The sequence below is a fragment of the Cyclobacterium sp. genome, assembly GCF_014762705.1.
Classification (GTDB): domain Bacteria; phylum Bacteroidota; class Bacteroidia; order Cytophagales; family Cyclobacteriaceae; genus Cyclobacterium.
Map to the genome: position 1 here is coordinate 1 of NZ_JABURL010000072.1, position 23,994 is coordinate 23,994.

The 23,994-nt window shown below is 41.5% G+C and carries 20 protein-coding genes and 1 tRNA gene; 7 read left to right on the top strand and 14 right to left on the bottom strand.

Annotation, left to right across the window (positions count from 1 at the left end; all coding sequences use genetic code 11):
* Window positions 1–692 precede the first annotated feature (692 nt).
* Window positions 693–767 (top strand) — tRNA-Val (locus HUJ21_RS13300).
* Window positions 768–781: 14 nt separating this feature from the next.
* Here HUJ21_RS13300 and HUJ21_RS13305 read toward each other — a convergent pair.
* Genes HUJ21_RS13305 through HUJ21_RS13320 form a run of 4 tightly spaced genes read right to left on the bottom strand, consistent with a single transcriptional unit; the run spans window position 782 to window position 3,543 of the window.
* Entirely contained in the window at window positions 782–1,078 is a 297-nt protein-coding gene (locus HUJ21_RS13305) for a chaperone modulator CbpM (protein ID WP_291370554.1), read from the bottom strand.
* Window positions 1,071–1,982: a J domain-containing protein gene (locus HUJ21_RS13310; protein WP_291370556.1), complete on the bottom strand. Its 912-nt coding sequence runs from the start codon at window positions 1,980–1,982 to the stop codon at window positions 1,071–1,073. The genes HUJ21_RS13305 and HUJ21_RS13310 overlap by 8 nt, the downstream gene beginning before the upstream one ends.
* A 53-nt stretch (window positions 1,983–2,035) precedes the next feature.
* Window positions 2,036–2,971 (bottom strand): M48 family metallopeptidase, encoded by a 936-nt coding sequence (locus HUJ21_RS13315; protein WP_291370558.1) that lies wholly within the window; start codon window positions 2,969–2,971, stop codon window positions 2,036–2,038.
* Between the two features lie 8 nt (window positions 2,972–2,979).
* Window positions 2,980–3,543: a LemA family protein gene (locus HUJ21_RS13320; protein WP_166147160.1), complete on the bottom strand. Its 564-nt coding sequence runs from the start codon at window positions 3,541–3,543 to the stop codon at window positions 2,980–2,982.
* 80 nt (window positions 3,544–3,623) lie between these two features.
* Between HUJ21_RS13320 and HUJ21_RS13325 the strand changes: the two genes are divergently transcribed.
* On the top strand, window positions 3,624–4,022 hold the full coding sequence (locus tag HUJ21_RS13325; RefSeq protein ID WP_291370560.1) for a hypothetical protein: 399 nt from the start codon (window positions 3,624–3,626) through the stop codon (window positions 4,020–4,022).
* 53 nt (window positions 4,023–4,075) lie between these two features.
* Here HUJ21_RS13325 and HUJ21_RS13330 read toward each other — a convergent pair whose 3' ends face one another.
* Both HUJ21_RS13330 and HUJ21_RS13335 read right to left on the bottom strand, forming a co-directional pair.
* A complete protein-coding gene (locus HUJ21_RS13330) occupies window positions 4,076–6,232 on the bottom strand; it encodes a molybdopterin cofactor-binding domain-containing protein (protein ID WP_291370562.1) in 2,157 nt (718 codons plus the stop codon).
* 2 nt (window positions 6,233–6,234) lie between these two features.
* Window positions 6,235–6,696 carry a (2Fe-2S)-binding protein gene (locus tag HUJ21_RS13335; protein ID WP_291370564.1) on the bottom strand — a complete coding sequence of 154 codons (462 nt, stop codon included), beginning with the start codon at window positions 6,694–6,696 and terminating at the stop codon, window positions 6,235–6,237.
* A gap of 411 nt (window positions 6,697–7,107) precedes the next feature.
* On the opposite strand from HUJ21_RS13335, the gene HUJ21_RS13340 reads away from it, so the two are divergent.
* Genes HUJ21_RS13340 through HUJ21_RS13355 form a run of 4 tightly spaced genes read left to right on the top strand, consistent with a single transcriptional unit; the run spans window position 7,108 to window position 12,391 of the window.
* Window positions 7,108–7,929 (top strand): DUF5675 family protein, encoded by an 822-nt coding sequence (locus HUJ21_RS13340; RefSeq protein WP_291370566.1) that lies wholly within the window; start codon window positions 7,108–7,110, stop codon window positions 7,927–7,929.
* Window positions 7,930–7,959: 30 nt separating this feature from the next.
* Window positions 7,960–9,684: an N-acetylmuramidase domain-containing protein gene (locus tag HUJ21_RS13345; protein ID WP_291370568.1), complete on the top strand. Its 1,725-nt coding sequence runs from the start codon at window positions 7,960–7,962 to the stop codon at window positions 9,682–9,684.
* Window positions 9,672–10,295, top strand: coding sequence for a DUF4230 domain-containing protein (locus HUJ21_RS13350; RefSeq protein ID WP_291370569.1), 624 nt, complete (start codon window positions 9,672–9,674; stop codon window positions 10,293–10,295). The genes HUJ21_RS13345 and HUJ21_RS13350 overlap by 13 nt, the downstream gene beginning before the upstream one ends.
* Window positions 10,292–12,391 carry a DUF4230 domain-containing protein gene (locus HUJ21_RS13355; RefSeq protein WP_291370571.1) on the top strand — a complete coding sequence of 700 codons (2,100 nt, stop codon included), beginning with the start codon at window positions 10,292–10,294 and terminating at the stop codon, window positions 12,389–12,391. Before HUJ21_RS13350 ends, HUJ21_RS13355 begins: the two co-directional genes overlap by 4 nt.
* 15 nt (window positions 12,392–12,406) lie before the next feature.
* Here the strand turns inward: HUJ21_RS13355 and HUJ21_RS13360 are convergent, their stop codons facing one another.
* From HUJ21_RS13360 to HUJ21_RS13390, 7 genes are all read right to left on the bottom strand, one after another.
* A complete protein-coding gene (locus HUJ21_RS13360; protein WP_291370573.1) occupies window positions 12,407–14,752 on the bottom strand; it encodes a GMC family oxidoreductase in 2,346 nt (781 codons plus the stop codon).
* On the bottom strand, window positions 14,736–16,472 hold the full coding sequence (locus HUJ21_RS13365) for a metallophosphoesterase (protein WP_291370575.1): 1,737 nt from the start codon (window positions 16,470–16,472) through the stop codon (window positions 14,736–14,738). The genes HUJ21_RS13360 and HUJ21_RS13365 overlap by 17 nt, the downstream gene beginning before the upstream one ends.
* The gene (locus HUJ21_RS13370; RefSeq protein ID WP_291370577.1) at window positions 16,462–17,904 is read right to left on the bottom strand and encodes a patatin-like phospholipase family protein; all 1,443 of its coding nucleotides are present in this window, start codon (window positions 17,902–17,904) and stop codon (window positions 16,462–16,464) included. The genes HUJ21_RS13365 and HUJ21_RS13370 overlap by 11 nt, the downstream gene beginning before the upstream one ends.
* A gap of 73 nt (window positions 17,905–17,977) precedes the next feature.
* Window positions 17,978–18,394, bottom strand: coding sequence for a patatin (locus tag HUJ21_RS13375; protein WP_291370579.1), 417 nt, complete (start codon window positions 18,392–18,394; stop codon window positions 17,978–17,980).
* The gene (locus tag HUJ21_RS13380; RefSeq protein ID WP_291370581.1) at window positions 18,387–18,890 is read right to left on the bottom strand and encodes a hypothetical protein; all 504 of its coding nucleotides are present in this window, start codon (window positions 18,888–18,890) and stop codon (window positions 18,387–18,389) included. Before HUJ21_RS13380 ends, HUJ21_RS13375 begins: the two co-directional genes overlap by 8 nt.
* Before the next feature lie 22 nt (window positions 18,891–18,912).
* Window positions 18,913–19,797 (bottom strand): acetoacetate decarboxylase family protein, encoded by an 885-nt coding sequence (locus tag HUJ21_RS13385; RefSeq protein WP_291370583.1) that lies wholly within the window; start codon window positions 19,795–19,797, stop codon window positions 18,913–18,915.
* A 9-nt stretch (window positions 19,798–19,806) separates the two neighbouring features.
* Complete coding sequence (locus tag HUJ21_RS13390) at window positions 19,807–20,823, bottom strand: alpha/beta fold hydrolase (RefSeq protein ID WP_291370585.1); 1,017 nt, start codon at window positions 20,821–20,823, stop codon at window positions 19,807–19,809.
* A 150-nt stretch (window positions 20,824–20,973) separates the two neighbouring features.
* On the opposite strand from HUJ21_RS13390, the gene HUJ21_RS13395 reads away from it, so the two are divergent.
* Window positions 20,974–21,450, top strand: coding sequence for an SgcJ/EcaC family oxidoreductase (locus tag HUJ21_RS13395; protein ID WP_291370587.1), 477 nt, complete (start codon window positions 20,974–20,976; stop codon window positions 21,448–21,450).
* A gap of 26 nt (window positions 21,451–21,476) precedes the next feature.
* Here the strand turns inward: HUJ21_RS13395 and priA are convergent, their stop codons facing one another.
* On the bottom strand, window positions 21,477–23,993 hold the full coding sequence (gene priA / locus HUJ21_RS13400) for a primosomal protein N' (protein WP_291370589.1): 2,517 nt from the start codon (window positions 23,991–23,993) through the stop codon (window positions 21,477–21,479).
* Window position 23,994: the final 1 nt, after the last annotated feature.

Consider the following 23,994-nt stretch of genomic DNA (forward strand, 5'->3'; position numbering starts at 1 on the left):
TGAGTGGTTTAATTGGTCTTTTATTGGTCAATATATGGGATCCATCGGTTAAATATTTCAAAGTTCCTTTGGCCCCGGAAAAATAATTAGCCATTGATACTCAGTGGTTGCTACCTGATATCGATTTGTGCTTTTCCCAAAACTGCTTGAATTTGACCTAAATTCAATTTAATAGACCTTTATTCAGAAAAATAAAATTAAATTTAATATTAATTTTTTTGTGATTGTTTTCCGGAAAATGAATAGCTATTCAAAAAGTGGATTTAAATAACTTAGTATACAGTAAATAATACTTTAAATCCGTATCAAATTAAAAAATCACCGCTTAATAAATGTGAGCAAATCAGCCATCTCTTCAAGGCTGAATTGATTTTCCAAACCCTAGGCTATCCCTGATACAGGCAAAGCTTGTACAGTGAAGATTTCAAACCTGGAGAATGTCTGGGTGGATCTACCTGCCTGCACTAACTCAATTGCAGTGCTTGTTACATTGGAAATGATTCCCTGAACGAATTCACCACTGCTGCTTTCCAATTTTGGGCTTTGTAAATACCTAAAGCAAACAGCAGGAATATAACTATACCTGATAGGCGGAATACGCTTCCCTTTCACATTTTTAACGGTATTTGATAATTTTGGAATCTTAATGTTGCCTATTCAACCTTAATCCTGTAATATTGCAGGCAAGAACCAGGTCGTTAGCTCAGTTGGTTCAGAGCGCTGCCTTGACAGGGCAGAGGTCACCAGTTCGAGCCTGGTACGACCTACTTTTTTCCCTCATTTATTGGTGTCTGTACAGTTTCCTATTGAGGATAGCCACTTCTTCCTGTAAATTTTTGATTTTTTCCTGTAAGTGGACAATGGCATGGAGACCCTCTATATTGATTTCCATTTCATAATGAAGCCGGGATAATCTTTCCAATTCAGATACCTGATCAGTAAGAATATAGCTTTTCTCTTCCAAAATAACGATTTCACACAAACCAAACTCAGAAAGCTGGTGTATGAATGAAATTTCCACCCCACAGTTTTCACAAAACAAATCAATGGGAATATAAGATTCATCTGGATTAATCATGGTTTTTCATTTTGGCCAGTTGGGTAAACAGTTTTTTCTCTTCCTCACTGAGGTTTGTTGGAATATCGATTTGATAAGTTAAAAATAAATCTCCAAAAACCCCTTCATCTTTATACTTTGGAAATCCTTTTCCCTTTAATTTTACCTTGGTTCCATTCTGAGTGCCCGGAGGAATTTTCAGTTTAACCTTGCCGGTCAAAGTTTCAACGATGGTTTCCCCTCCCAGGATAGCCGTATACAAACCCAGTTTTTCGGTTTTAAACAGATCCTTGCCTTCTCTTTTATAGATGGGATCTGGCAGAATGTTAAAAGTAATGTAAAGGTCTCCTCTGGGGCCACCATTTACTCCTTCTCCCCCATGTCCTTTTATTTTAATGGTTTGCCCATCCTCTACACCGGCATGAATGGTTAACCTTATTTTTTTTCCATTGATGTCCAGCGTACGTTTATCCGACTTAAAAACATCCCGGAGAGGTAATTCCAGGCTGGCGTGCAGGTCCTGACCTTTAAACCTGACCCGGGAGCCGGACCTGCTACTGCCTGCTCCGAACAGGGATTCGAAAAAGTCAGAAAATCCCCCTTGTCCAAATGCCTGTTCAAAATCCTCCGCACTGTATTGTTGCCTTGACCTGGCGCCGCCCTGGCCCTGTCGGGCTGACCCCTGCTGAAAAGCATCCGCATGTTTCCATTCCTTCCCAAATTGATCGTATTTTTTTCTTTTTTCAGGATCACTCAATACCTCGTTGGCCTCATTGAGAGCTTGAAATTTTTTTTGTGCTTCTTTATCATCAGGATTGAGATCAGGATGATACTTCCTGGCCAGTTTTCTATAGGCTTTTTTTATTTCTTCCTGACTGGCCGTTTTGGGTACTTCCAGTAGGCTGTAATAATCAATAAAATCCATTTTCCATTTGCATTTAATCCTAACTTTTGTCCTTCTGTTCCCTATTAATTCCCTTAAATTTGTTCCAAAAACTGAATTCTTTTTTCTATTGGCGGATGGGTAGCAAACAATCCGGTGATGGCTGATAACAAACCTGAGGATTTATCCGGTCTGTTTTCTATAAACAATTCAGCCACATCATCACTTTTGACGGATTGAACCCTGTAATTTCCGGATATTTTCCTTAGTGCCGCTGCCAATGCCCAGGGTTTTTTGGTCATTTCTGCAGCACCACTATCGGCCATGTATTCCCTTTTCCGGGAAATGGCAAACCGAAACAACATGCTTAACAGAAAAGCGATGAAAGCAATCACCATGGCTATTAACATGGCCCGGTTATCATTTTTACCCCTTCTGCGGCCTGCACCGTACAACATGCTTCGGAAAAGAATCTGAGCAATAAAAGAAAAAATTCCCACAAAAATGATGGAAATGATCAACAGCCTCACATCCTTATTGCGGATATGCATCAATTCATGGGCTATTACTCCTTCCAATTCTTCGTCGTTGAGCTTGTCAATAATGCCCCTGGTCAAGGTTACGGTATAGGTTTTTTCGTTGATCCCACTGGCAAAGGCATTTAGTGCCTGGTCTTCTATGATATTAACCCGTGGCATCCGCATGCCCTTGCTGATGCACAGGTTTTCTACCAAATTGTACACGCGCATATTTTCCTTCCTCTCCAGGGGCCTGGACCCTGCCGCACCACTGATCATTTTGGTATGAAAGAAAAATGCGATCACAAACCAAACGGCTACAGCTATCAATACCCCTGGAATGGTGTCCAGGAAAATCCCATTGATGGACGCACTGGTATTCTCAGGAGGAAGGGTAAAATAAAGAAAGGCATATACAGCGGCTAATATTAACAGGGGAAAACCCAACAAAAGCAGAACAGACCGAAAGTTATTTCTCCTGATTTGGGTTTGAATCCCGATATACGTTGCCATTCTGTAAACTAAAATTTAATTTCTGGTGCCTGGTCCAATCTTTCCCTTTCGGCATTTCCTACATCAAACATGGTTTCCGTATGAAATCCAAACATGCCGGCAATGACATTGGATGGAAAACTTTGTACGGCCACATTGTATTCTTTGGTAGCAGAATTGAAATACCTTCTAGCAGCGGCCAGTTTGTTCTCCACATCGGATATTTCATTTTGGAGTTGTAAAAAATTGGTGTTCGCCTTCAGATCAGGATAGGCTTCAACCTGAATTTGTAAACCCTGCAGGGCAGCACCTAATTCCTGTTCTGCGGCAATTTTTCCATCTATGGTAGAAGCTTTCATTGCCCTGGACCTTGCTTCTGTAACCCTGGTCAGAACACCTGCTTCGTGCTCCATATATCCTTTTACACTGCTTACCAATTGAGGAATCAGGTCATGCCTTTGTTTTAATTGCACATCTATGTCAGCAAAGGCATTTTCCCTGTTATTCTTATAAGCAACAAGCTTATTGTAAAGTGAAACAACGAAAATACCGATTAGGACGGCAACAATAATGATGATTAATGTAGTGCTCATGGTTTGGGGTTTTATCCTTTAAAGTCTGAATATACAAAAATTGAGATTTATTCTTATATTTATAATTCAATTTTAAGTTTATGAAAAAATTTATTGGCCCTGCTATTGTTGTGTTGGTCATTGTCCTTGCCGGTGTTTTTTGGTGGAGGTATTATTTTGTATTTGCTGAAGGCGTAAAGGCCGGCAATCTCAATTATTTTGAGAAGAAGGGATTTATTTTCAAAACCTGGGAGGGCCGTCTGGTTCAGGATGGTTTTCAAAGTCCCAATCCCGGAGCCCTTCAAAGCAATGAATTTCGTTTTAGCGCCGCAGAAGGAGATTCGGTATCCTTAATTCTGGAAAGATCTGGAGGGAAATTTGTAGAACTCAGATACAAGGAGTACCTGAACCCTATCCCCTGGAGAGGGGCCAGTGAATATGTGGTTACCGAGGTTTTAGAGGTGACTGATGCGAGAAATTCGGGTTTACCGATGCGTTAATAAAAAAAGCGGCGAAGATTAATATTTTCACCGCTTTTTCATTTTAATTGATTTTAAGCCGGATCAGCCAGTTTGACATTCTTCATTTCCTCCTGTTCCATAAAAGGTTGGTTTCTAACCCTTTTACCAGAGGCCTTGTAAATGGCATTGGCGATTGCCCCTCCTGTAGGAGGTAAAGCCGGTTCTCCCAAACCAGTAGGGTCTATTCCATTATCGATGAAATGGGTTTCTATCTCAGGAATCTCCTTCATTTTGATCAGTCGGTAAGAATCAAAGTTTTTCTGATCTGAAATACCATCTGTGAAGGTCATGTTGGTAAACATGGCATGTCCCATACCATCCACCATTCCTCCCCTTACCTGCTGGTCAGCTCCGGTCGGGTTTACTACAATACCGCAATCGGTTACGGCATAGATTTTATCCAAAACAGGTGCTCCGTTGACCATTCTGGCTTCCGCCACCTGACCAACATAAGATCTATGGGAAAAATATACGCTAATTCCCTGTGAAACACCTTGTTTATTGCCCCATCCGGACTTTTCCGCTACTGTCTCCACCACTTTCCTCATCCTGTCTATATCGTAATGTATCTCACCTACAGGATTGGATTTGGCCCTATCCAGTAACTCCAGCCTAAACGCAACAGGATCTTTTCCTGCGGCCTCGGCAACCTCATCCAGGAAGGACTGTTCTGCAAAAGCCAGGAAATTGGTGATGGGTGCTCTCCATGCATTGGTAGTGATGGGAGACTTGTATTCCAGAGATTCAATCAATAGGTTATCAACTGACCCTGAAGGAAAGTTGTTCTCCCGGGTACAATTGCCCGCATTGATACCTACTCCTCTCAATTTGTAGCCGATCAGCTTATTATCTTTATCCAAGGCTGCTTCAAACCTGTATTTTACTGCAGGCCGGTAGGCTCCTCCCGTAATGTCATCTTCCCTGGACCATGTCAATTTCACCGGTGCATTGAGCATTTTGGACAATTCCACCGCCTCTTCCACAAAGTCAGCCCGAAGTCTCCTTCCAAACCCTCCTCCAAGGCGGGTCATTTCTACAGTCACCTTGTCGGGAGAAACCCCGCAGATCTCTGCTGCCGCATTTCTTGCCCTGTCTGGTGTCTGTGTAGGACCTACCAATTCTACTCCATCAGCTTTCACATGGGCGAAAAAGTTCATGGGTTCCATCGGACTATGGGATAAAAAAGGACATTGATATTCACTCTTGACCACTTTGGCAGCGGAACTAAAAGCTGTACGCACGTCCCCATCCTGACGCTTGACATCTCCTTTTCCAGTATTTAACATTTCATCAAAAACCTGGTTGTGAAATGCAGTGGATTCCAGCTTACCATCAATGGGTTCATATTGCACTTTTAACTGCTTCCTGGCTTTCATCAAAGGCCAGGTGGAATCACCTACAATGGCCACGTTATTTTTAAAAGTAAGCACATCTTTAACACCTTTGATTTGCTTGACAGCTTCGGCATCTACGGATTTCAGCTTCATGCCAAAAGGAGGACGCTGAATCATGGCATGTACCATCCCCTCCCTGTAAATGTCCAGGCCGTACAATGGCTGCCCGGTAAACATGGCTTTATTGTCTACATTTTTAACAGGCGTACCAATGATTTTAAAATCATTGATGTTTTTTAGCTTGACATTTTCAGGAACAGGAATAAGCGCAGCCTCATTCGCCAGTTCCCCATAGGTTAATTTTTTCGATCCATGGATTACATGACCATTCTCGGTCTTCAAATCCGACACGGAAACCCCCAGTCGTTTGGCCGCGGCCTCCATTAACATTTGTCGGGCAGTGGCTCCTGCAGTTCTCAATCTCTCCCAGGAATGGGGCATGGCACCAGAGCCTCCAGTCACCTGTCTGTCATACTTTTCAGTATCCAGAAAAGCTTGTTGCACCCTAACCTTAGACCAGTCCACATCCAGTTCTTCCGCTACTATCATGGGAAAGGAAGTCTTGATATTTTGTCCCAACTCCGGATTTGGAGAAAAGATCACCACATGGTCTGTGGGGGAAATGGATAAATAGCTGTTGAAATTTAAGGCACTGTTTAAAACTTCCTCGTCACTGACCACCTTCATTTTAGGGGAATCACAACCAGTCCAGTTAAACCCGATCAATAGCCCTCCTCCTGCGGTGGCAAAAATCTTTAAGAAATCTCTTCTATTTGTTTTCAATTCTTTTTCCATGGTTATTTGGTTTTAGCTGATGCCAACTTAACTGCTTCCTTGATTCTGTGATAGGTACCGCACCTGCAAATATTGGCATTCATACCTTCCACAATTTCCTCATCACTGGGTGAAGGATACTTTTTAAGAAAAGCCGCAGCGGTCATGATCTGACCTGCCTGGCAGTAGCCACACTGAGCCACATCCACTTCTTCCCAGGCCTTTTGCACAGGGTGGTCTCCTTTTTCGGATAATCCTTCTATCGTAGTCACTTTATCATTTTTCACCGCAGAAACAGGCAAAACGCATGACCTTACTGCCTCGTCGTTGATGTGAACCGTACAGGCACCACACTGGGCGATACCACAGGAGTATTTTGTTCCGACCAGGCCCAGGTTGTCCCGGAGTACCCACAATAAAGGTGTGTCTTCATCGACATCTACCTCGTAGCTTTTTCCGTTGATTTGAAGTTTGTAGTTAGCCATTTTTTAAATTTCTATTGTTAATTTTTGAATTAAACCTTGTTAACTGTAATTCAATTGATTGCATTATTGTTGGTAATATTTTAGGATTTAATGCAAGACTTTTGGAAATCATTAATTGTTAGACAGTTAAATCCTGATACAGTTTTAAATTTAATTGGAAATTAATAAAAATTGGAGAAAATTTAATGGGAAATAATGAAATGATACAAAATGAAGTGAAAAAATCGGTTATCTATAATTGATCTAATTTACTACAATCTAGATCCCTCATTGCCGTCAAATTCTATTCCCCATTTTATTTTTAGAAAAAAGCCAAATTATTTTTTTGAACTTCTGTTTTTAATAATTAAATTTTGAATCCTATTAAACCAACATTATTTTTCTTTTGCCGCATTACTATCAGAATGTTAAATGAAAAGGTTTGCCGGACTTCTTTTGTTGGCTTTGGTAATTTTGACCGTAGCCTTCTTTATTTATAACCCTCAAGTCCTAGAAAATATCTGGATGTGGCTGGTTGGGTTTATTGGATACGTCATTTATTTTCTGAATAAAGGAGCCGATTCTATTAAAAATCTGTTCAAAATGTCCGCTTTTTCCGAATCCCCGGAAAAGGTAAACGAAAGTTCCGGTAAAGTCCCCCTAACGCAGTTGGGAAATAAGGAACCGGATTTGGCCCACCTGGAAAATTTGTTCAATAAATTTCGGCAGGAAGAAGAAAGTTTATCTCAAACAGACCTTACGGTATTGAGGTACACAGATGATGGGAAAACCACGCTGGGATTAATGTATGTTGATGGGCGTTTCTTTGCCTACACATTGGAGGACACCCATAGGGATGAGAAAATTTCCGGCAATACGCGGATTCCTGAGGGCAGGTATCCCTTGTCCATTAACCCAAACCTAACCGAGCTAACCCAAAGATACAGAAATCGTTTTCCCTGGTTTGAATACCATATAGAAATCCAAAATATCCCCAATTATGACCTGGTATATATTCACATTGGCAATACGCATGAGGATACAAGGGGCTGTATTTTATTGGCAGACGGAGTCAATGCAGCCTCTGCGGAAAAAATGGTCACTCATTCGCAAAAGGCCTACGAGCGGTTTTATCAATCCATTTATCCAAGAGTAAGCAGCAATACTCCGCTTAGTATCCGGATTTTAAATGAAGATTGGATAAAAAAAGCCACCATTAAATCAACTACTTCACAAGCTATTCCTCAAACCTGAGAAACACTTCAACAGACATTGACAGTAATTATGGAAACGGATAAAAAAAATAGCACAAGCCCAGAAGAAAAGAAAAAGGTTTTCTCAGAAAGAAGATATTTGTACATCCATATTGGGTCAATTTTCCTGATCATGCTGGCCGTACTGGTGTTTATTGTTCCTGGTATGGAAACAACCAACCAATTGCTAGCCTCTGGACTGGTAGTTGTGACAGGCCTGATATTTATTTATGGTTTATTGGCCAGGTACTTCGGCCCTAAATCAAAGGACCGAAACCCAAATTACAATCCTTACCATACCTTTTTTTTCAAAGGCACCGTCATCCTATCTACCGTATTGGTGGTTTTTGGAATCCTTGGGGCCTTTTTTGTCTATGTGGAGTATGACAATCTCTTTCAGGCAGTTGGATTGGCCACTTCTGTAGTTTGGATAGCGCTTTTCCTGATTTACTTCATGTGGTCGGTTTACCATTACAATATCAATTATGGGCTGACGGATCAGGATTGGCAGCGAATATATGAGGCCAAAGACCGGTACAGTCAGGGAATGCCGGTAAAAGCTTCCGAAATGTCCATGCCTGAACACAATCCCTACCGGAGCCAAACATTTGGGCTTCCTCCCGGAACGGTGCGGGGAATGATCGCATTTACCTTGTTGATGGGCGGAATGGCCCTACTCATCGTAAGTTTCGGAACCCAATATACCGGGGTTGATGCTGCCCTGCTCAGCCAGCAATTTGAATTCTTTGAAACGGCATTTTTGATGATGATTGCCTTTTATTTTGGAGATAAATCCCTTAAATATTTACAAACCAGGTGGGTAAGCAGGGACCGACCTGATGAAAACCAAAGCAGTCAAAATAAATCTGCCGGTACTGCTACCACCTCCTCAAGCGATGTTCCCGCTCATCCCTTAAGCAGTTTGGACATGGACAATAGCCTCTTTGCCATGGAGGATGCTGATTTTGCCAGCAAAGCACCTGATTCAGAAAGTGAATTAGACGAGCAGCGCGTGTCACTTTCAACGTCTTTCGACAATCAATCTGAAGAAATCTTGCAAAGGGAAGAATATGTGCAAATCAAAGACAATATTAATAGTAAAATTTTAAGTGATATGGATATCCTGCAGGCTCTGGATGAATTGGAACAGCGGGATAAAATAAAAATTAGTCTGCCAGTAATCAAAGCCATAGTCGCTGTAGAATCGGCAGGAAGGGGTCATTTGAATGACGGAAGGGCCAAAATCCTTTTTGAAGGACATAAATTTTGGTATTGGCTGGAAAAATTTGGAAAGGACCCCAAAGCCCTTAGTGTTGGCAAAGAACACATTATCTATGAAAAGTGGACCAGAAAGCATTATCGGGTGGGTGCAAAGGAATATGAACGGCTCGAAGCGGCCAAAAGCATTGACCCCAAAGCTGCTGTATATGCTACCTCCTGGGGATTGTTTCAGATTCTGGGAGAAAACATGGAACATCATATTAAGGCCAGGAAATACAAAAACGTGGTGGAATTTGAGGCCCAGCAACATGAATCTGAATATGTTCATTTTTTGGATTTCCTGGAATTTATAAAATCCAAAAAAGTCCGCGGAAAGGCATTGATAGACTATATATCCGAGAAAGAGCAAGACAATTATGATTGGGAGTCTTTTGCATATGGATACAATGGTAGTGGCTATAAAGTCAATCATTACCATATAAAAATGAAAAACCACTACGAAAAATTCAAAAAAGAGGGGACATGGTTGACATGAAATTGGCTTTAACCCGCATAGCTCTTACAGGCATGCTATTCATTTCTTTTGTTGCTTGTGAAAAGGATGAAAGGGGCATGGTCATAGGGAAAATCCAACAGGCAAGTGATTTGGTTGTATCCGAATTCGTGGTGGACAAAGTAGTTTTTGGAAAGAAATCGAAAAATATCTTGTTTATACCCGTCAGCGAAGCCTCCTTTCTGGCCTATTCACGTGCAAAAATAAAAACCGGAATCAACCTTGATAAAATCACTGAAGAGGCCATCGACATACAGGGAAAGAAAATAACCTTGAAATTGCCACCCATTGAAGTGCTAAACTTTTCTTACCCACCGGAAGATTTTGTTGAGGACAGCCTGATTTCCAATCCTGAACGATTTCTCAATGAAATCAACCTGGAGGACCAGGAAAACTTCTTTAGGATGGCAGAAATGGACATCAGGGATAACCTGCCCTATATGGGCCTGGTCTCTACCAGTCAGGACCATGCCCGAAAACTCATCCAAATGGTGCTAAAAAGCTTTGACTTCGAAGAAATATACATCCAGTTTGAAAATGATTCGCTTTTAATAAGGCAAGTAAACAGTCCGGAAAACCTGATGAACCCATGATTGGTCAAATTCTCAAGAGCGGCCGGTTTATTTTGGAGCTCCTTTTGGTAGGAGCACTTATTGTGCTTGTTATTTGGTGGAACCCATTGCATATTTTCGGAGGAAAGGCAGAGCTCCAGCCTACGGCAAATATTGTTTCTGATATCCGGGAAATCGGTGAATTGATTACTGCAGAGTATTATGGGGAGGTATTGGCATCCATCGATGAAGCACAAATCAACTTGTTGGAAGAAGAGGACATCAGGAATCAGGGAGAATTTCTTCATCAGGAAATAGAGACTGCAATCCAAAACCTGCGCAACTTTCACATGCTATCGGTTGAAAATCGCTTATCCATAGGAGATGAGGACAATAGTCTCAGGCGCCGGGAACGAAAAAGGTTGCTGGTAGATCCCGTTAGTGAAAAAAACATCATCGAAAAGCTGTATTTTCTGGAAGAATGGGAGAATACCAGTCAAATGGCATTGTTCAATGAGCTGCTCAATTTCATGGGCATGCAAGCCGGCATGGGCAGCTCCGGGTCTACGCTCAGCGATAAACAAACCAGGAGAGTGCTCATGGATTGGTATGAAAGTCCTGAAAACGATTGGTGGCAAGCTGATAGATTTGTCATTGATTATTTTGCAAACAGACTATCCTCCCTTTCCCGCAGGGAGTCCAGAAAAAAACTGGCCATGATAGGCAGGGGAACTGTAAAGGCAGGTTTTGATTTTACAGGTTTGGACCAGAGCATGTACCATTTCAATGAAGCAGTTGGCGAGTTACATTTTTTTGGGCTTTCTCCTCAAATCCTCAATTCCGATATCAATCCCTGGTTCATTCCTGAAAAAGGAATTCCCGGTTTTGACATTCTAACGTATAATGGCAAAGTGGATTTCAAAGACAGTAGAAAAGTAAAAATATATGCGGTACAAAAACTAAAAACCAATGCCTACAATGCGGGCATCATCGATCAGGCTGAAAAAAACGGTGGGGTAACACTCAGCCGGCTATTTTCCATGCTGACCGGAAAAGAAGTTAAAAAGGTCATTTTTCACCATGATAAAATCATACAATTAACCAATGAAATTAAAAATGACCGGTACATCAGTTACGAAGAAGCCGAACATTTTGAAAATAACCTGAAGTTAGAATTGATCAGCATTGATTCATTGAGGAGCGCCACTGATGACCGTTATAACAACAGGAATCTTGCAGAAAATAAATGGAATACCCTTATTCAAATGGTAGAGCAATTGCAACAATTGGAATTTGAAGCCCAGACCCTGCCTTATCATTATTACTCTACCTTCTGGTACAGGGTTACCAAAGATTCATTGATCGATCAAGCGGAATGGATGGAAATAAAAACCCAGGCCACCCAACATATAACTGATAAGCGCCCTTTACAAATTTGGGCAAAAAACGACAGCCTTTTGTTTCAGTCCCAATTTAGCGGAGGGTTATACCAATTACACCAGGACAATATACCTATTGGCTCATTTTTGGTAGACTCCACCTCGCTGGACGATTGGAAAAGCAGGATAAAAAACCCAAATCGAATCAAAAATGTTTCTTTTCACCAGGATGGAGTTGTTTTTGAATATTTTCAGCCTAAAGCTGATTTAAGGGATAGCCTGTATCACCTGATGAGTCCTGTTAAATATGATCCGGAGAAATTCGAACAATGGATATCCCAAAAAAGTACCATCGAAAGCATCGGGCAAACTGATACCCTAAAAAGCCTGCCCACTAATCCGAATGGATTTTGGCTGATGGATATCAAGAAAGGTGACGAGCTGCTTAAAATCAACATACCCCTGGACCAAATTACCTACCCGGCTTTCTTTACTGATAAGGCATTAACTGAATGGGATAAAATAGCTATGGACAGCCTGGTTCTTTTTAAATCTTCCGATGATTTTCCTGCTGACCTGAATAATTCCATTTCCTCCTCCAAACTATCCCAAGACCAGAACGAAAAGTTGGAACAATTCCTCAACCGTTTGAATTCAAGTCACAGTGCCTATCACAACAGGGATTTTTTTACCAAAACAAAGTCATGGTTTTCAGAAAGATGGGAAAGTAAATCAAGCTTAATAGAGAAATTCCAGTAGGTTTTTTTTCTTATCTTATTTCAAACCCAGATAGGTTTCAAAGACATTTCCTGCAAAGAATTTCCCGAAAGTAGCAATGGCGGATAGCCCGTCGCTTTTGCTTTTGGGATGAATGGCTTTGACTGTTCTCAGTTGCCGCAACAAATCAGCCACCTTTATGACCAATTTCCCCTTCCCCAGCAATTGGCCTTTGGAATCATTTCCTTCATAGACTGAAATAAACAGGGTTGTGGTGTCTTTCCAGGCGTCTACCACGCTGTCATTAAAGATATCCTTAAAACCTTCAAAATAATAGGACTTTCCGTCTTTGCTGATCAACTCAGCCGTATAATTCATTTTTTTTCTTGAATCATTGTTTTCATCTGTGATAAATAAATTGAAAACCCCATTGTAAGCGCTCAGCGGTTCCTCGGAGATGGCAGGTGCCATCATGGTGCCCAGCATTTTTCCGGGATGGTTTTCACTTTCCACAAATTCCTGGATGTCTTCTGTCTGAATGGTCAGGGTAAATTCAAAGGTGGTATTTTCCTTCTTTCCCTGGATAAATCCCGCTTCATAATCTCCTGTCTCTCCCATACCAATAAACCCTTTCATTGATTCGGTAAACTGTACCCCCGTTTCCAGCGAAGTTGGGCTGTCGGGAATATCAGTAGCATTTGAAAAATCATAATTCAGCTGATAACCTTTTTCATCTGCAATTAGCTTACAACTCCTTTCTGCCAAAGCACTTATGGTTAGTAAAGGATTGGTCCCTACAGGCCTGGGAATTACGGCACCATCCATGACATATAATCCTTCATGGAGCTTGCTTCCCTCCTGCCCTGCAAAAACCTGCCCCTTGTGATCTACTACCCCCAAAGCAGCCTGGTCTGCCATGCCACATCCTCCCAGGGGATGCACCGTCACCAAATCATAGTTCATCATTTTATTCCAGGTGGGATTGGGAATTTTAGTGCCTCCAAGGGCCTCAGTGGCACTGTACATTTCTCCATTTACCTTTCTAAAAATATCTTGCTTCCCCACCCCTTGCCAGCTGATGTTCAATTTGTCTGCCTCATCCATTTTAAGCACTCCATTACCATCATCATGGGTCATCACCAGATAAACCTGTGTCCTGGCCAGTGCTCCATGAAAAGGGCCCAAAATCAGGCTGCGAATCTCCCTCCATTTTTCCTTCAGGTAATCCTTGATACCCCGATCTGTATCCTTACCGGCCAGTCTGGAAAAAGCGAAAAGGGCTTTTGGCATGAGCCCCCGGATGGGACCCGGAATGGTTCCTTCCTCCAGGGTCATGCCCGCTTCCAGTTCTTCCCTTTCCCTCAAATCTATCACACTTGTAATGCAGGGACCCACATTGGCGATGCTGTCAGTGCCTTTTTTTCCCAAACCTATGCCATTGATGCGGTGTTCATTGTTGTATCCAAACCCTAAAACATCCCCATTCCCGGTAAATCTTTCACCCAGTTTTTTGGAAACCTCTAATCCCATCTTTGCTGATCTGAGAAGGATTTCTGTGGATCCCAGAGAACCTGCTCCCAGGATTACATTTTTGGCTTGAACAAACATTAAAGGGGCATCGAAATTGTCCCTTCCAATGCCTATGGGGTGGTAATATACCTGCCAAAAGTCCTTGTTCCTTTTGATATACCTGACATTGATTTCCGTAAAAATTTCTGCTCCATGGTTATAGGCATCCGGCAAATAATTCATCGCCGTGGTGTTTTTAGCTCCAATGTTGCAACCGGTCACACAATCCCCGCAATTGGTACATTTTGCTTGTTTTATTCCAACATGATTGATTTTGTCTTCAAAATTTACATTAATATCCAAAAGCCGGAAAGGGGCTGACATGTAGGCAGCAGATTTCCTCATGGCAGCGGTTTTTTCCAATTTTGGATAACCGTTTTTATTTTCAGGATAGGGATTGGGCTTTAACATTTCCCAGGCCTGCTTTATACCCCATTTAAATGAATCCAGATCTTCCCTCAAAGGCACGGGCCAGGCGCTGTCTTCCATTACCCTGGGTTCCGGTTCAATGGACACATTGGCATTTACCAAAGATGTTCCCCCCAGACCACAGCCTTTAAATACGTTGATACCATTACCCATGGTAAATTCATACAAGCCATTCTTTTCCAGATCGACAGACTTCCCTCCTGCGAAATTCATCTCGCTTGAGGCTTGAAATAAGGTTTGAGGAAACTCTCCTGGTAAAAATTCTTTTCCTTTTTCCAAAAGGCAGACAGATTGCCCGCATCGCGACATTCTTGAAGCAGCGATACTGCCGCCATAACCGGAACCTATGACCACATAGTCATAGACCGGCTTGATAGAAGTCAATGGTTTAGCTAATCTTTTCATTTTTTATAAATATTGGGTCCTCAATTAAATCATATTGTATATCCCCTCCTTCAAATCGGGGCTTTTCCTCCGTTCCCACATTCTCCCAATTGGCAGGTACTTTTTTTAACCCTACGGGAAAAATGGTGATTCCTTCCTTATTGACCGAAAATCTCAGGAAATTTTTATATCCCTCCCAGCGATATGAAGAGGAAGCTTCTGTAATATGGTTTTTTAATACCACTACACTGAAGGTAAGATAAAGGCCAAATAAAACCGCACTAATGATCCCACCGGCCAGCACCATTTCTACCACAAAAAGGAATATTTGCCGGGACTCATTTATACCTAAACCCAGCTGAAAAAGATTGATCCTGGAAAATAGCCAAAGTAGAAAGTAAAAATTGACCAAATGAAGCAGCCCATGTACCAGGCCAGCCAGGTAATTCCAGTTTTTAGCACCGGATTTGACATCAGTGAACATCACAATGCCAAAAAATAGCAGTAGATTTAAAAACAAAGCTGCGGGATGGTGACTAATGCCTTCAAAGACCAATTGGAATAAATCAGCCAATTGAGCTTCAAAAGGATTTAATTGACTGATTTTTTCCATCAAAGAAACCCCTGATTCAATCTTGGATTGTAAAACCCAGGAGGTAAACACATGGAATAATCCAAAGAAAAAAAGCATGGTAAGGCTGAAATAGGGGAATAACAAATTAAGAAAACTCAGACTTACAGAAGATTTTTTTGAGGGAAAAACTTTTTTCAATTCCGTGGCTTTCCCATTGATACCTGAGATTTCCTGCTTCAATGTATGGGTGGGATGCATAAAAGCCCCCCCTCCTCCTGCAGTGATCATTTGGCAGGGACCATCGGTACTTTCCTTTGCCTCATAACGCGCGTAATGGTGTAAATCACCTGTCAGGACAGCAACAATCTGTATGGCTTTATTTTTTTCTTCATAAACCTTTTCCCCTTTTCCAAAAAGGACCCTGTGGATAAAAAATTGCAGGCGATCAAAGGATTCGTTTTTTGCATCAAAAGATTTGTATACCCAGGAAGGCTCAGATGTACATAAAATGATTTTACTCCCTTCATTAAAATGTTTCTCAGCAATTTCCTTAAAATAACAAATCTGGGGATAGTCTATATCAGCGTTTAGCTGCACATCAATCGCTATGATCCAATAATCATGAGGAAGTTTTAATGCAAAATAACTTCTGTTTTGCCTGGTTTGCCAATTTCCCAGGGATCTTTTTTGCGTAAATAACCTGAGAAAATTAGTCAACCCATCATACCAGTCATGATTACCGGGAATTGCAAATAAATCAGGCCGGTCCATATCCCCCTCCTTCTTGGGAAAAGCGGCCTGAAATGGACCCCGAAGCCTGTTATCATATTCAATTTTCTCTGGAGTAGGATAAACTTCATCACCGCCCATTATCAGCACATCCCCTCGCTTTATGGATTTTCCCCTCAAAGTAAGGGCTTCTCTTGATAAAAGCTCCGCCAAAGTATAAGTGGGGTTAAAACCATCTCCGAGATCAGAAATGAAATCTACCCAAAGCTCCTCTTTGTGGGAATAGTCAAAAAATTTGGTTTCCTTATCCAAAGCAGCCTGCAATTCCCTTCTGTCAGCAAAATTCCCGAAAACTGAGGACAAAACGGTCTTCACTGCGGTAAAAGCCAATTGTTTTGGATCATACCAATTGACCATTGGTTTTTTATCAAACTTCATGCTGTATCATATTTTTTATCAAATTAAATTTAAACTTTATGCCTCCCCTGGCCCCATTTTTCTTTTTGGCAAGTGCATTCCAGGTAGCATTTAGCCTTGAGCCAAAGGATTGACGTAACCATCCTTCCATAAGGACTTTGGGATCTGGTTCATGCCTGGGATATAAAATAATTTCTGCAGTCTTAAAATCCAATCCCGCCAAACAATACCAGGGGCCCTTACAATGGATATTGGCAATCATGGTATATTCCTTACCTTCAATGGTCAGGGTACTTGTGGTCTCAAGACTGAAAAAGGTTCCCAGAGATTTTACGCTAACCTCATGCTTGCCCCCCAAAAATTCTTTATTGTAATATCCAATATAGACACTGGAATATACCTCCAATTGCTCCAGGGAGGCTGAAGAGGAAAAGCGCAGCAGCACATAATACCTTACTTTTTCCAACTTGTCATTAAATACCAGGTTACCTGTATATTGCAGCCGGATACCTATGTAATCACCGGCGTCTCTTGTTTGGGTAGCCTGGTAGTCCAATTTTTCAGCGGTATTCTGGTCTGTCAAAAAATAACTTTTGGCATCCTGGTATCCCATATTGATCAAATCCCTGCTCGTTATTTTCCTTAAAAAAAGTTCGGGATCAAGGGGAAGTGGGAAATTGGGTTTGATAATAAAAACCTTAATTTTTTGCTGCTGTCCATATTCGCTATGTCCCTTTTCGATGGTTTTGTTTATCAGCTTGATTTGTTCAAATTCTTCCCATAGTGCTCCGTTGGCACTCATTTCAATGGAATGCACGTATTGGTGTAGGGCACCAGGAAAATAACTGGGATAATTGCCTATTCCCCAAATCAACCATATTTCTTCAGCACCTCTTCTGACAGCCTCCATCAAATTGGCATCCTTGACCCAAACAGCATCTATAAACCAATCTTTTCCCACCTGTAAGGCGGGCATTAGAATGGGCAAGGAAACTCCGGCCAGTAAATGATTTTCTTTGATTTCCCCCGCAGGTATGGCCTGTACCGTTTTGTTGGAAAAATTGCACAAGGAAAAAGAAATGGGTAAATCCAGTTTGTGTATTCTATCCACCTCAACCTCAAAATGTGGAAGCACTCTTTTTTGTATATTGTCTGCATCTCCTAAACCCTTTAATTTCCAAGGGGTCAGGTAATCATTGAACCTGGCCAGGGAGGCAAAATATTTTATGGGCAAGCTTTTCCACTTGTCAATCATTTTATCCACCGCATGGCCGGATGCCAGCATGGCTGCATTAAAAATACCTCCCGAAGTTCCATCCACATGATTAAAGGTAAGCCCTTTCTCTTCCATGGCCTTAAGTATTCCTACCTGATAGGCCACCCTTATTCCTCCTCCTGCCAATACCAGGGCTCTACGATTTTTTTGTTCGGTATCCTTTTTCTCAATCAACATATGAATCGATAATAAAACAACATTGTCTCGAATATACCGGCATCAGGATAATTCTGCCTAAGGATTTTATGGCTCATTTTTCCCATGAGTTCAGTACTTTTAAATACATCAAAAAGACAACTCCCGAGAACAAATCAAATAAAGCCACGGACATGGCCAGTATGGAAAATAATCCCTGAAACACACCAACGGATACAGCAATGAATGCCCCAAACTTCTGAAGGGCTGTCCAGAGCATCACTTGTTTGTTCGTAACCGCGCTATAAACAGCATGCAAAACCATCCCGCCAAACAATGCCATGAACATACCCACAATGGCAAAAAAGTGAGCGGATTCCGCAGTGGGTTCGGACCTGCCAATCAGGCCCAGTACCGTAGAAGGGGAAAGCAGCTGTATTAGCCCTGATATCAGGGTGATAAAAGCTATCAAAACCACCAACAGTTCCACATAGCGTGGAGAAATACCTAAAATTTTTTCCTGATTATCCATGATCTTTAATTCGATATTTAGGTTTGGCCTTTGCAATAAAAAAGTACATCGTGATACCCCACATGATGGTCAAAATGACCCATCTTATATCGTTGAGCCACATCCATTCCTCCAATAATACCTGAAGTGTAGCTTCATCCTGTAATCCTGCTTTAAATTGGTTGTTTATATCTTCTATGTACCGCTGCTGCACAATCACGGGTATCAGGAGACCGGGAATCCAGGCTAAGGGAACCCATCGCAGGCCTGTTTTCCATTCTGTCACCAACATGACTACCAGTGCTGCAGCCATAATGGGTATTGTGATAAAGAAAAAATTGGTAGCCAGGTCGGTCTGGGGGATTATGGCATTGTAGTAATTTTCCAGCGTTAAGGTTTTGGGATAATTTGGAAACCAAAAAAAATGCAGCGACCAGAACATGCCCAAATACATGGAGGCACAGAAAAATATATAGGCATTGCTGATATCTATAAATGTTTTTTTTACCGAATCCATAGCTTTTTGAAAGGTTTAGGTGTTATATGCGAAATTTTTCGTAATCGGTAATAGCAGGTGGTGGCAACCATTCTTCTCCATGTCCCAGGGGATAAACGGTTTCCAGGCCTTCTGGCATAGTATCAGGTGGTGTTTCATATGTCATGAACCAGCACTGAAAATGATCATCCAGGATGCCATTGGTTTTTGGCATGTATGTAGTAAAAAAGGGATCCGGATTTATTCCCAAATCCCTCAGTTTGGCCACATTGGGATGATCACCGATAAAAAGGCTTCCTCTGGCTTTGCCAAATAAATTGATCCCGGCTTTGCTTTCAAAATAAATAAAAGAAGCCATGAGCATGTTCCTGAACCTGCAATAGTTGGTTGCTCCAACTTTCAATTTGATGGATGGAGATTTGGGTTTTTCAATTTCTATTCTAAAGGCGAATTGTCCATCCTTTTCATATTGACTGCTTACCCTATCGGAAGTTTCAATAAAGTCCAGATTGGCCTGATGCTTGGGCATGCCCCAAATTCCTTTTCCTCCTTTAACCGAAATCTCACTGCTCACTGGTAAATCCAGGATATATTGTCCTGTACCATAATGACCCAGCAACAAGGCATTCAAAAACCTGGGGGCTGGCTTTGCACCATGCGTACAGGCAATGGCGATGCTGTATTCAATGTATTTTCCAATACTTGTATGCAAATAATTGATGACCGTAATCAACAGCGCTGCCCGTCCATTGGGCAATTTCATGGCATGGATTTCATTCCCTGGCAGTAAGGCATTGGCCTTTTCCCAATCGCAGGAAAAACCAGCCATCAATGCAGGAGATTCTGAAGAACTAACGGGCATTTGGTAAGGAATACCATCTACAAGAGCATATCTACCTTTATATCGCTTGATTCTTTTTGGAGGCATAATAAATTTTTAACCCTGTTCCAATTCACTAATCATTTTAGGAAACACATCTACATGTGCATTTTTACCGAAGAAAACATCCAAATGACTATACCCCTCTAAGAGGTATAATTTATGAAATCCAGGCTTAAATTGTTCCAGATATTGGAAGGTTTTTTCCTGACTTTCAGGCAAAAAACACTTGTTCTTTTTTCCCCCAAACAATACAAACCTGGCCTGTGTCTTTGGGGGACCAGTTACATAATCATTATTTTTATCATTCAATTTTTTCAAGGCTCCATATTGAATACATTCTTTTATATGTCTGAAGAAAGAAAGCGGTACATGGGCAAACTCATACTGTATCCAGGATTTGGTTTTTTCATCTAAATTTTCAAGCTCCCAAAGTGCGGGAAATCCGGAACCATAGGTAAAGCTTACCATCTTACCTACCTTCGTATCCTTCTCCCAATGGGTTGCTTTAACTAAATTCAAAATAATTTTTGATTTCAAATCAGGTGGATACAAACCCCATTGTGGGTCCAGGTAATTAAAAAACCGGCTGACGACTGGCATCAAAACATTCAACTTAAATTTGGAAAAAAATGGCACTACGGGATGAAGGGAAACGGCATTACTTATTATTAGTTTTACCTCAGGAAGAAGGCCCATTACAGCTGAGATCATAAAACTGGTACTTCCCTGGCAATGTATGATCGCTTTAATTTCCCTGGCACCCGTGATCTCGACAATTTTCTTCACCGCAGCCGGATGATCGTTGCGGGCGACCTGGTCTAAATCCCACTCATTGGGTTCCAGGTTGATGCTACCCCTCCAGTTTTCCAGCCAAACATCGTATCCTTCAGCAGCGAGTTGATGGATGATATTGTTTTCTGAAGGTGGATTAAAAATATTACTGCTTACCCCAGCCCCATGAACCAATAGGACAGGCCCTTTGGTGGCCTTATCAGATTTCAGATGCCTTAAATCACATTTAAATCCATCCAAAGCATCAAATTCTATGGTCTCAAAATACCGATTCATCATAATTATTTTTAATTCTGTTAATTTAACAAAATATCATGAATAATAAATACAAAAAAAACAGTATTTTCAACATTATTCCCGGGAGTTTTCACCGGGAAATTTTCTGCAAACGGTAAAAGACTTACCTTTACTTTTTAAACTACCTTAGGCATGAAAATTCTATTCCCTATAATCATTGTCATCCTGATTGCATTAATTGGCTTATACCTTTTTTTTACTCCCCAAATTAGTAATGGGAATGTAGAGGAAGATATTGCAGCGATTACAGCAGTGAGCAAGGCACGGGCCGATGCTTTTAATGCGGGAGATGCGGCGACCATAGCCAGTTATTTCACAGAAGGAGCTTTTCTAATGGCGCCTGCCACTGAAACTAAGATTGGACCAAAAGCCGTAGAGGCGTACTACCAGGAAATATTTGACACCTACCATACCGAATTGGAAAGTGGGTATGAGCAAGTAAAGGTAGATGGGAACCTGGCTTATGGAAGAGGCTTTGCCAAAGTCACCCTTTACGAAAAATCAACGGGGGATACGCTTTATTCAACTTCCAAATATTTGAATATTCTGGAAAGGCAGGCCGATGGTAGCTGGAAAACTACTCACGATATATGGAATGGTAACGAGTAATTTTTGGTATTCATTTATTCCGGTATTCAATAGGGGTCTACATCTACCAAAAAACGGACAGCGCGAAACCTTTTATCTGCCTGAAGCTCCGCGATTCTATCCATGAGTTGTTGTTTAAAAAATTGCTGTACGTTTCCCGATCTGTCCAGCTTGATCCATATTTCAAACAGGTAAAGGTTTTTAATTTTACCAATCAGGGATTTTTCAGGGCCCAAAATAATCTTTTTTGCCGCTATATCCATCAATAAATTTTTGAGGAATTTAGCTGCAGTTTCTGCGGTTTTAAAATCCTTATGTTTGGTAATGATTTTAATATTTTTTACAAAAGGAGGATAAAAAAACTGTTTCCTCTCCGCCATTTCCAACCGGTAAAAGTCATTGTAATTTCCAGCGATTATCTGCCTGAATATCAATTGATCAGGTCTTCTTGTTTGAATGATTACATCACCGGTTTTATCTCTTCTTCCCGCCCTGCCTGCTACCTGGGTAATTTGCTGGAAAGCCCGTTCCCCTGCCCTGAAATCCGGGTAAAAAAGAATACGGTCTGCATCCACGATCCCCACCAATGAAACCTTGTCAAAATCCAGTCCTTTGGTAATCATTTGGGTTCCTACCAGGATGTCCACATTTCCAGCAGAAAAATCCTCTAAAATTCGCTGATACCCATATTTGCTCCGTGTAGTATCCAGATCCATTCTGGCAATCCTTGCCTCGGGAAATAACAAGCTCAGACTTTCTTCTATCCTTTCGGTGCCAGTTCCCACGGTTGTTATCTTCTGGCTGCCACAGGCATGACAGGAAACAGGAACTTTTTCCTTGAATCCACAATAATGGCACCTCAACTCATCCTGATATTGGTGGTAGGTAAGGCTTACATCACAATGCTCGCATTCCGGTATCCAACCACATTCGTCGCAGGAAATATAGGGCGCATAACCTCTCCTGTTCTGAAAGATGAGTACCTGCTCCTGCCGGTTCAAAGTGGCCTGAATTTTTTCCCGCAACAAGCGGGTAAAATCCAGTTTCAGCAAGTTTTTTTTCTTGTCCTGAAGAATATCGGCGAGAAAAAAATGGGGAAGTTCGGCATTGCCATATCGTTTATCTATTTTAACATATCCATATTTACCATTTTGGGCATTATAATAAGATTCAAAGGAGGGAGTGGCCGTACCCAAAAGGGTCTTGGCCTGATGCATCCAGGAAAGCATAATGGCCGCATCCCTGGCCTGAAATCGTGGTGCAGGGTCAAACTGCTTGTATGAACTTTCATGCTCCTCGTCTACAATGACCAGTCCCAGACTGTCAAAGGGAAGGAATAAAGAAGACCTTACACCAATGATAAAATTATATTTTCCCTTAAGAACGCCCTGCCATACTTCAACCCTCTCATTATCAGAATATTTGGAATGAAAGACACCCATTTTATCTCCGAAAATTTTTTGCAAACGGTGTACCAGATGAGTCGTTAGGGCTATTTCCGGTAATAGCAGCAAAACCTGTGAACCGCTTTGAAGCACATCCTTGATCAATTGCGCATAGATTTCTGTTTTACCTGAACCTGTTATTCCTTGTAACAGTAGGGTGTTTTTTTCCTCAAACTGCCTATGGATTTGCTGTAGTGCCTCCTGCTGAACAGGAGACAGCTCAATCCCATGATCCGACACCGGTGGGACTTCAAAACGGCTAACCAGCACTTTAAATGATTCCATCACTCCCTTTTTAACCAGGGTATCAATGGAACTTGGAGAACACCCATGATCTGTTAATACCTTTTTTTCCAGGCCTTTGGCATTCGCTTCCGGCTTTTGAAAAACGGAAACCTGCTGCAGGTATTTCAGAAGGACTGCTTCCTGTTTTTCCTTGCCCTTAAGGTCTTCAAAAAGGCTTTCCAATAAGCCCTCCTTCCCTATATACTTTGAAGTAAGCCTTACCCGCTGTTCGGTTTTTGGACTGAACTTTTCCCTTACTGATTCATAGACCAAAATGGCCCCCTTACCCAATAAGCTTTTGATGATTTTATGGCTTGTTTTGCCAGGCAATAACTGGTCAAACTGTTCCACATTCATTTCATCATGCTTGCTCAAGGTTTCTAACAGCAATATTTCCCGGTCATCCATAGGAAAGCCAGGATTATCGAAATCAAAGTCGGGATGCACCTGCACCTTACTCTCAGTAGAAAGTTTCAATCCACTGGGAAGAGCGGCATTCATGACTTCTCCTATATGGCAACAATAATAGGATGACATCCAACTCCAGAATTTGATTTGTAAGGCATTGACCACCGGAAAATCATCCAGTAAATCCAATATGGGTTTGGCCTGATAAACATCAGGTGCTTTTTGGTGAACCTTGGCCACAATGCCCGTTAATATCTTTTTCTTGCCAAACTGGACCATAACCCGATAACCAATGCCAATTTGATCCTGTATGTCCAGTCCTACGCTGTAGGTAAACCATTTAGGAATGGGTACAGGTAAAATGATATCCGCATAGAGGTTTTTAGAATTGGCAGCAGGATATTGATTGGCGAAAAGATCTTCCAAA

Excerpts from the sequence above, each read along its gene's own strand:
- HUJ21_RS13375 (WP_291370579.1), bottom strand. The coding sequence starts at position 18,394 with ATGGATAATCAGGAAAAAATTTTAGGTATTTCTCCACGCTATGTGGAA.
- HUJ21_RS13390 (WP_291370585.1), bottom strand. The coding sequence starts at position 20,823 with ATGATGAATCGGTATTTTGAGACCATAGAATTTGATGCTTTGGATGGA.
- HUJ21_RS13320 (WP_166147160.1), bottom strand. The coding sequence starts at position 3,543 with ATGAGCACTACATTAATCATCATTATTGTTGCCGTCCTAATCGGTATT.
- HUJ21_RS13365 (WP_291370575.1), bottom strand. The coding sequence starts at position 16,472 with ATGAAGTTTGATAAAAAACCAATGGTCAATTGGTATGATCCAAAACAA.
- HUJ21_RS13340 (WP_291370566.1), top strand. The coding sequence starts at position 7,108 with ATGAAAAGGTTTGCCGGACTTCTTTTGTTGGCTTTGGTAATTTTGACC.
- HUJ21_RS13325 (WP_291370560.1), top strand. The coding sequence starts at position 3,624 with ATGAAAAAATTTATTGGCCCTGCTATTGTTGTGTTGGTCATTGTCCTT.
- HUJ21_RS13310 (WP_291370556.1), bottom strand. The coding sequence starts at position 1,982 with ATGGATTTTATTGATTATTACAGCCTACTGGAAGTACCCAAAACGGCC.
- HUJ21_RS13305 (WP_291370554.1), bottom strand. The coding sequence starts at position 1,078 with ATGATTAATCCAGATGAATCTTATATTCCCATTGATTTGTTTTGTGAA.
- HUJ21_RS13370 (WP_291370577.1), bottom strand. The coding sequence starts at position 17,904 with ATGTTGATTGAGAAAAAGGATACCGAACAAAAAAATCGTAGAGCCCTG.
- HUJ21_RS13345 (WP_291370568.1), top strand. The coding sequence starts at position 7,960 with ATGGAAACGGATAAAAAAAATAGCACAAGCCCAGAAGAAAAGAAAAAG.
- HUJ21_RS13335 (WP_291370564.1), bottom strand. The coding sequence starts at position 6,696 with ATGGCTAACTACAAACTTCAAATCAACGGAAAAAGCTACGAGGTAGAT.
- HUJ21_RS13385 (WP_291370583.1), bottom strand. The coding sequence starts at position 19,797 with ATGCCTCCAAAAAGAATCAAGCGATATAAAGGTAGATATGCTCTTGTA.
- HUJ21_RS13395 (WP_291370587.1), top strand. The coding sequence starts at position 20,974 with ATGAAAATTCTATTCCCTATAATCATTGTCATCCTGATTGCATTAATT.
- HUJ21_RS13360 (WP_291370573.1), bottom strand. The coding sequence starts at position 14,752 with ATGAAAAGATTAGCTAAACCATTGACTTCTATCAAGCCGGTCTATGAC.
- HUJ21_RS13315 (WP_291370558.1), bottom strand. The coding sequence starts at position 2,971 with ATGGCAACGTATATCGGGATTCAAACCCAAATCAGGAGAAATAACTTT.
- HUJ21_RS13330 (WP_291370562.1), bottom strand. The coding sequence starts at position 6,232 with ATGGAAAAAGAATTGAAAACAAATAGAAGAGATTTCTTAAAGATTTTT.
- HUJ21_RS13355 (WP_291370571.1), top strand. The coding sequence starts at position 10,292 with ATGATTGGTCAAATTCTCAAGAGCGGCCGGTTTATTTTGGAGCTCCTT.
- HUJ21_RS13350 (WP_291370569.1), top strand. The coding sequence starts at position 9,672 with ATGGTTGACATGAAATTGGCTTTAACCCGCATAGCTCTTACAGGCATG.
- HUJ21_RS13380 (WP_291370581.1), bottom strand. The coding sequence starts at position 18,890 with ATGGATTCGGTAAAAAAAACATTTATAGATATCAGCAATGCCTATATA.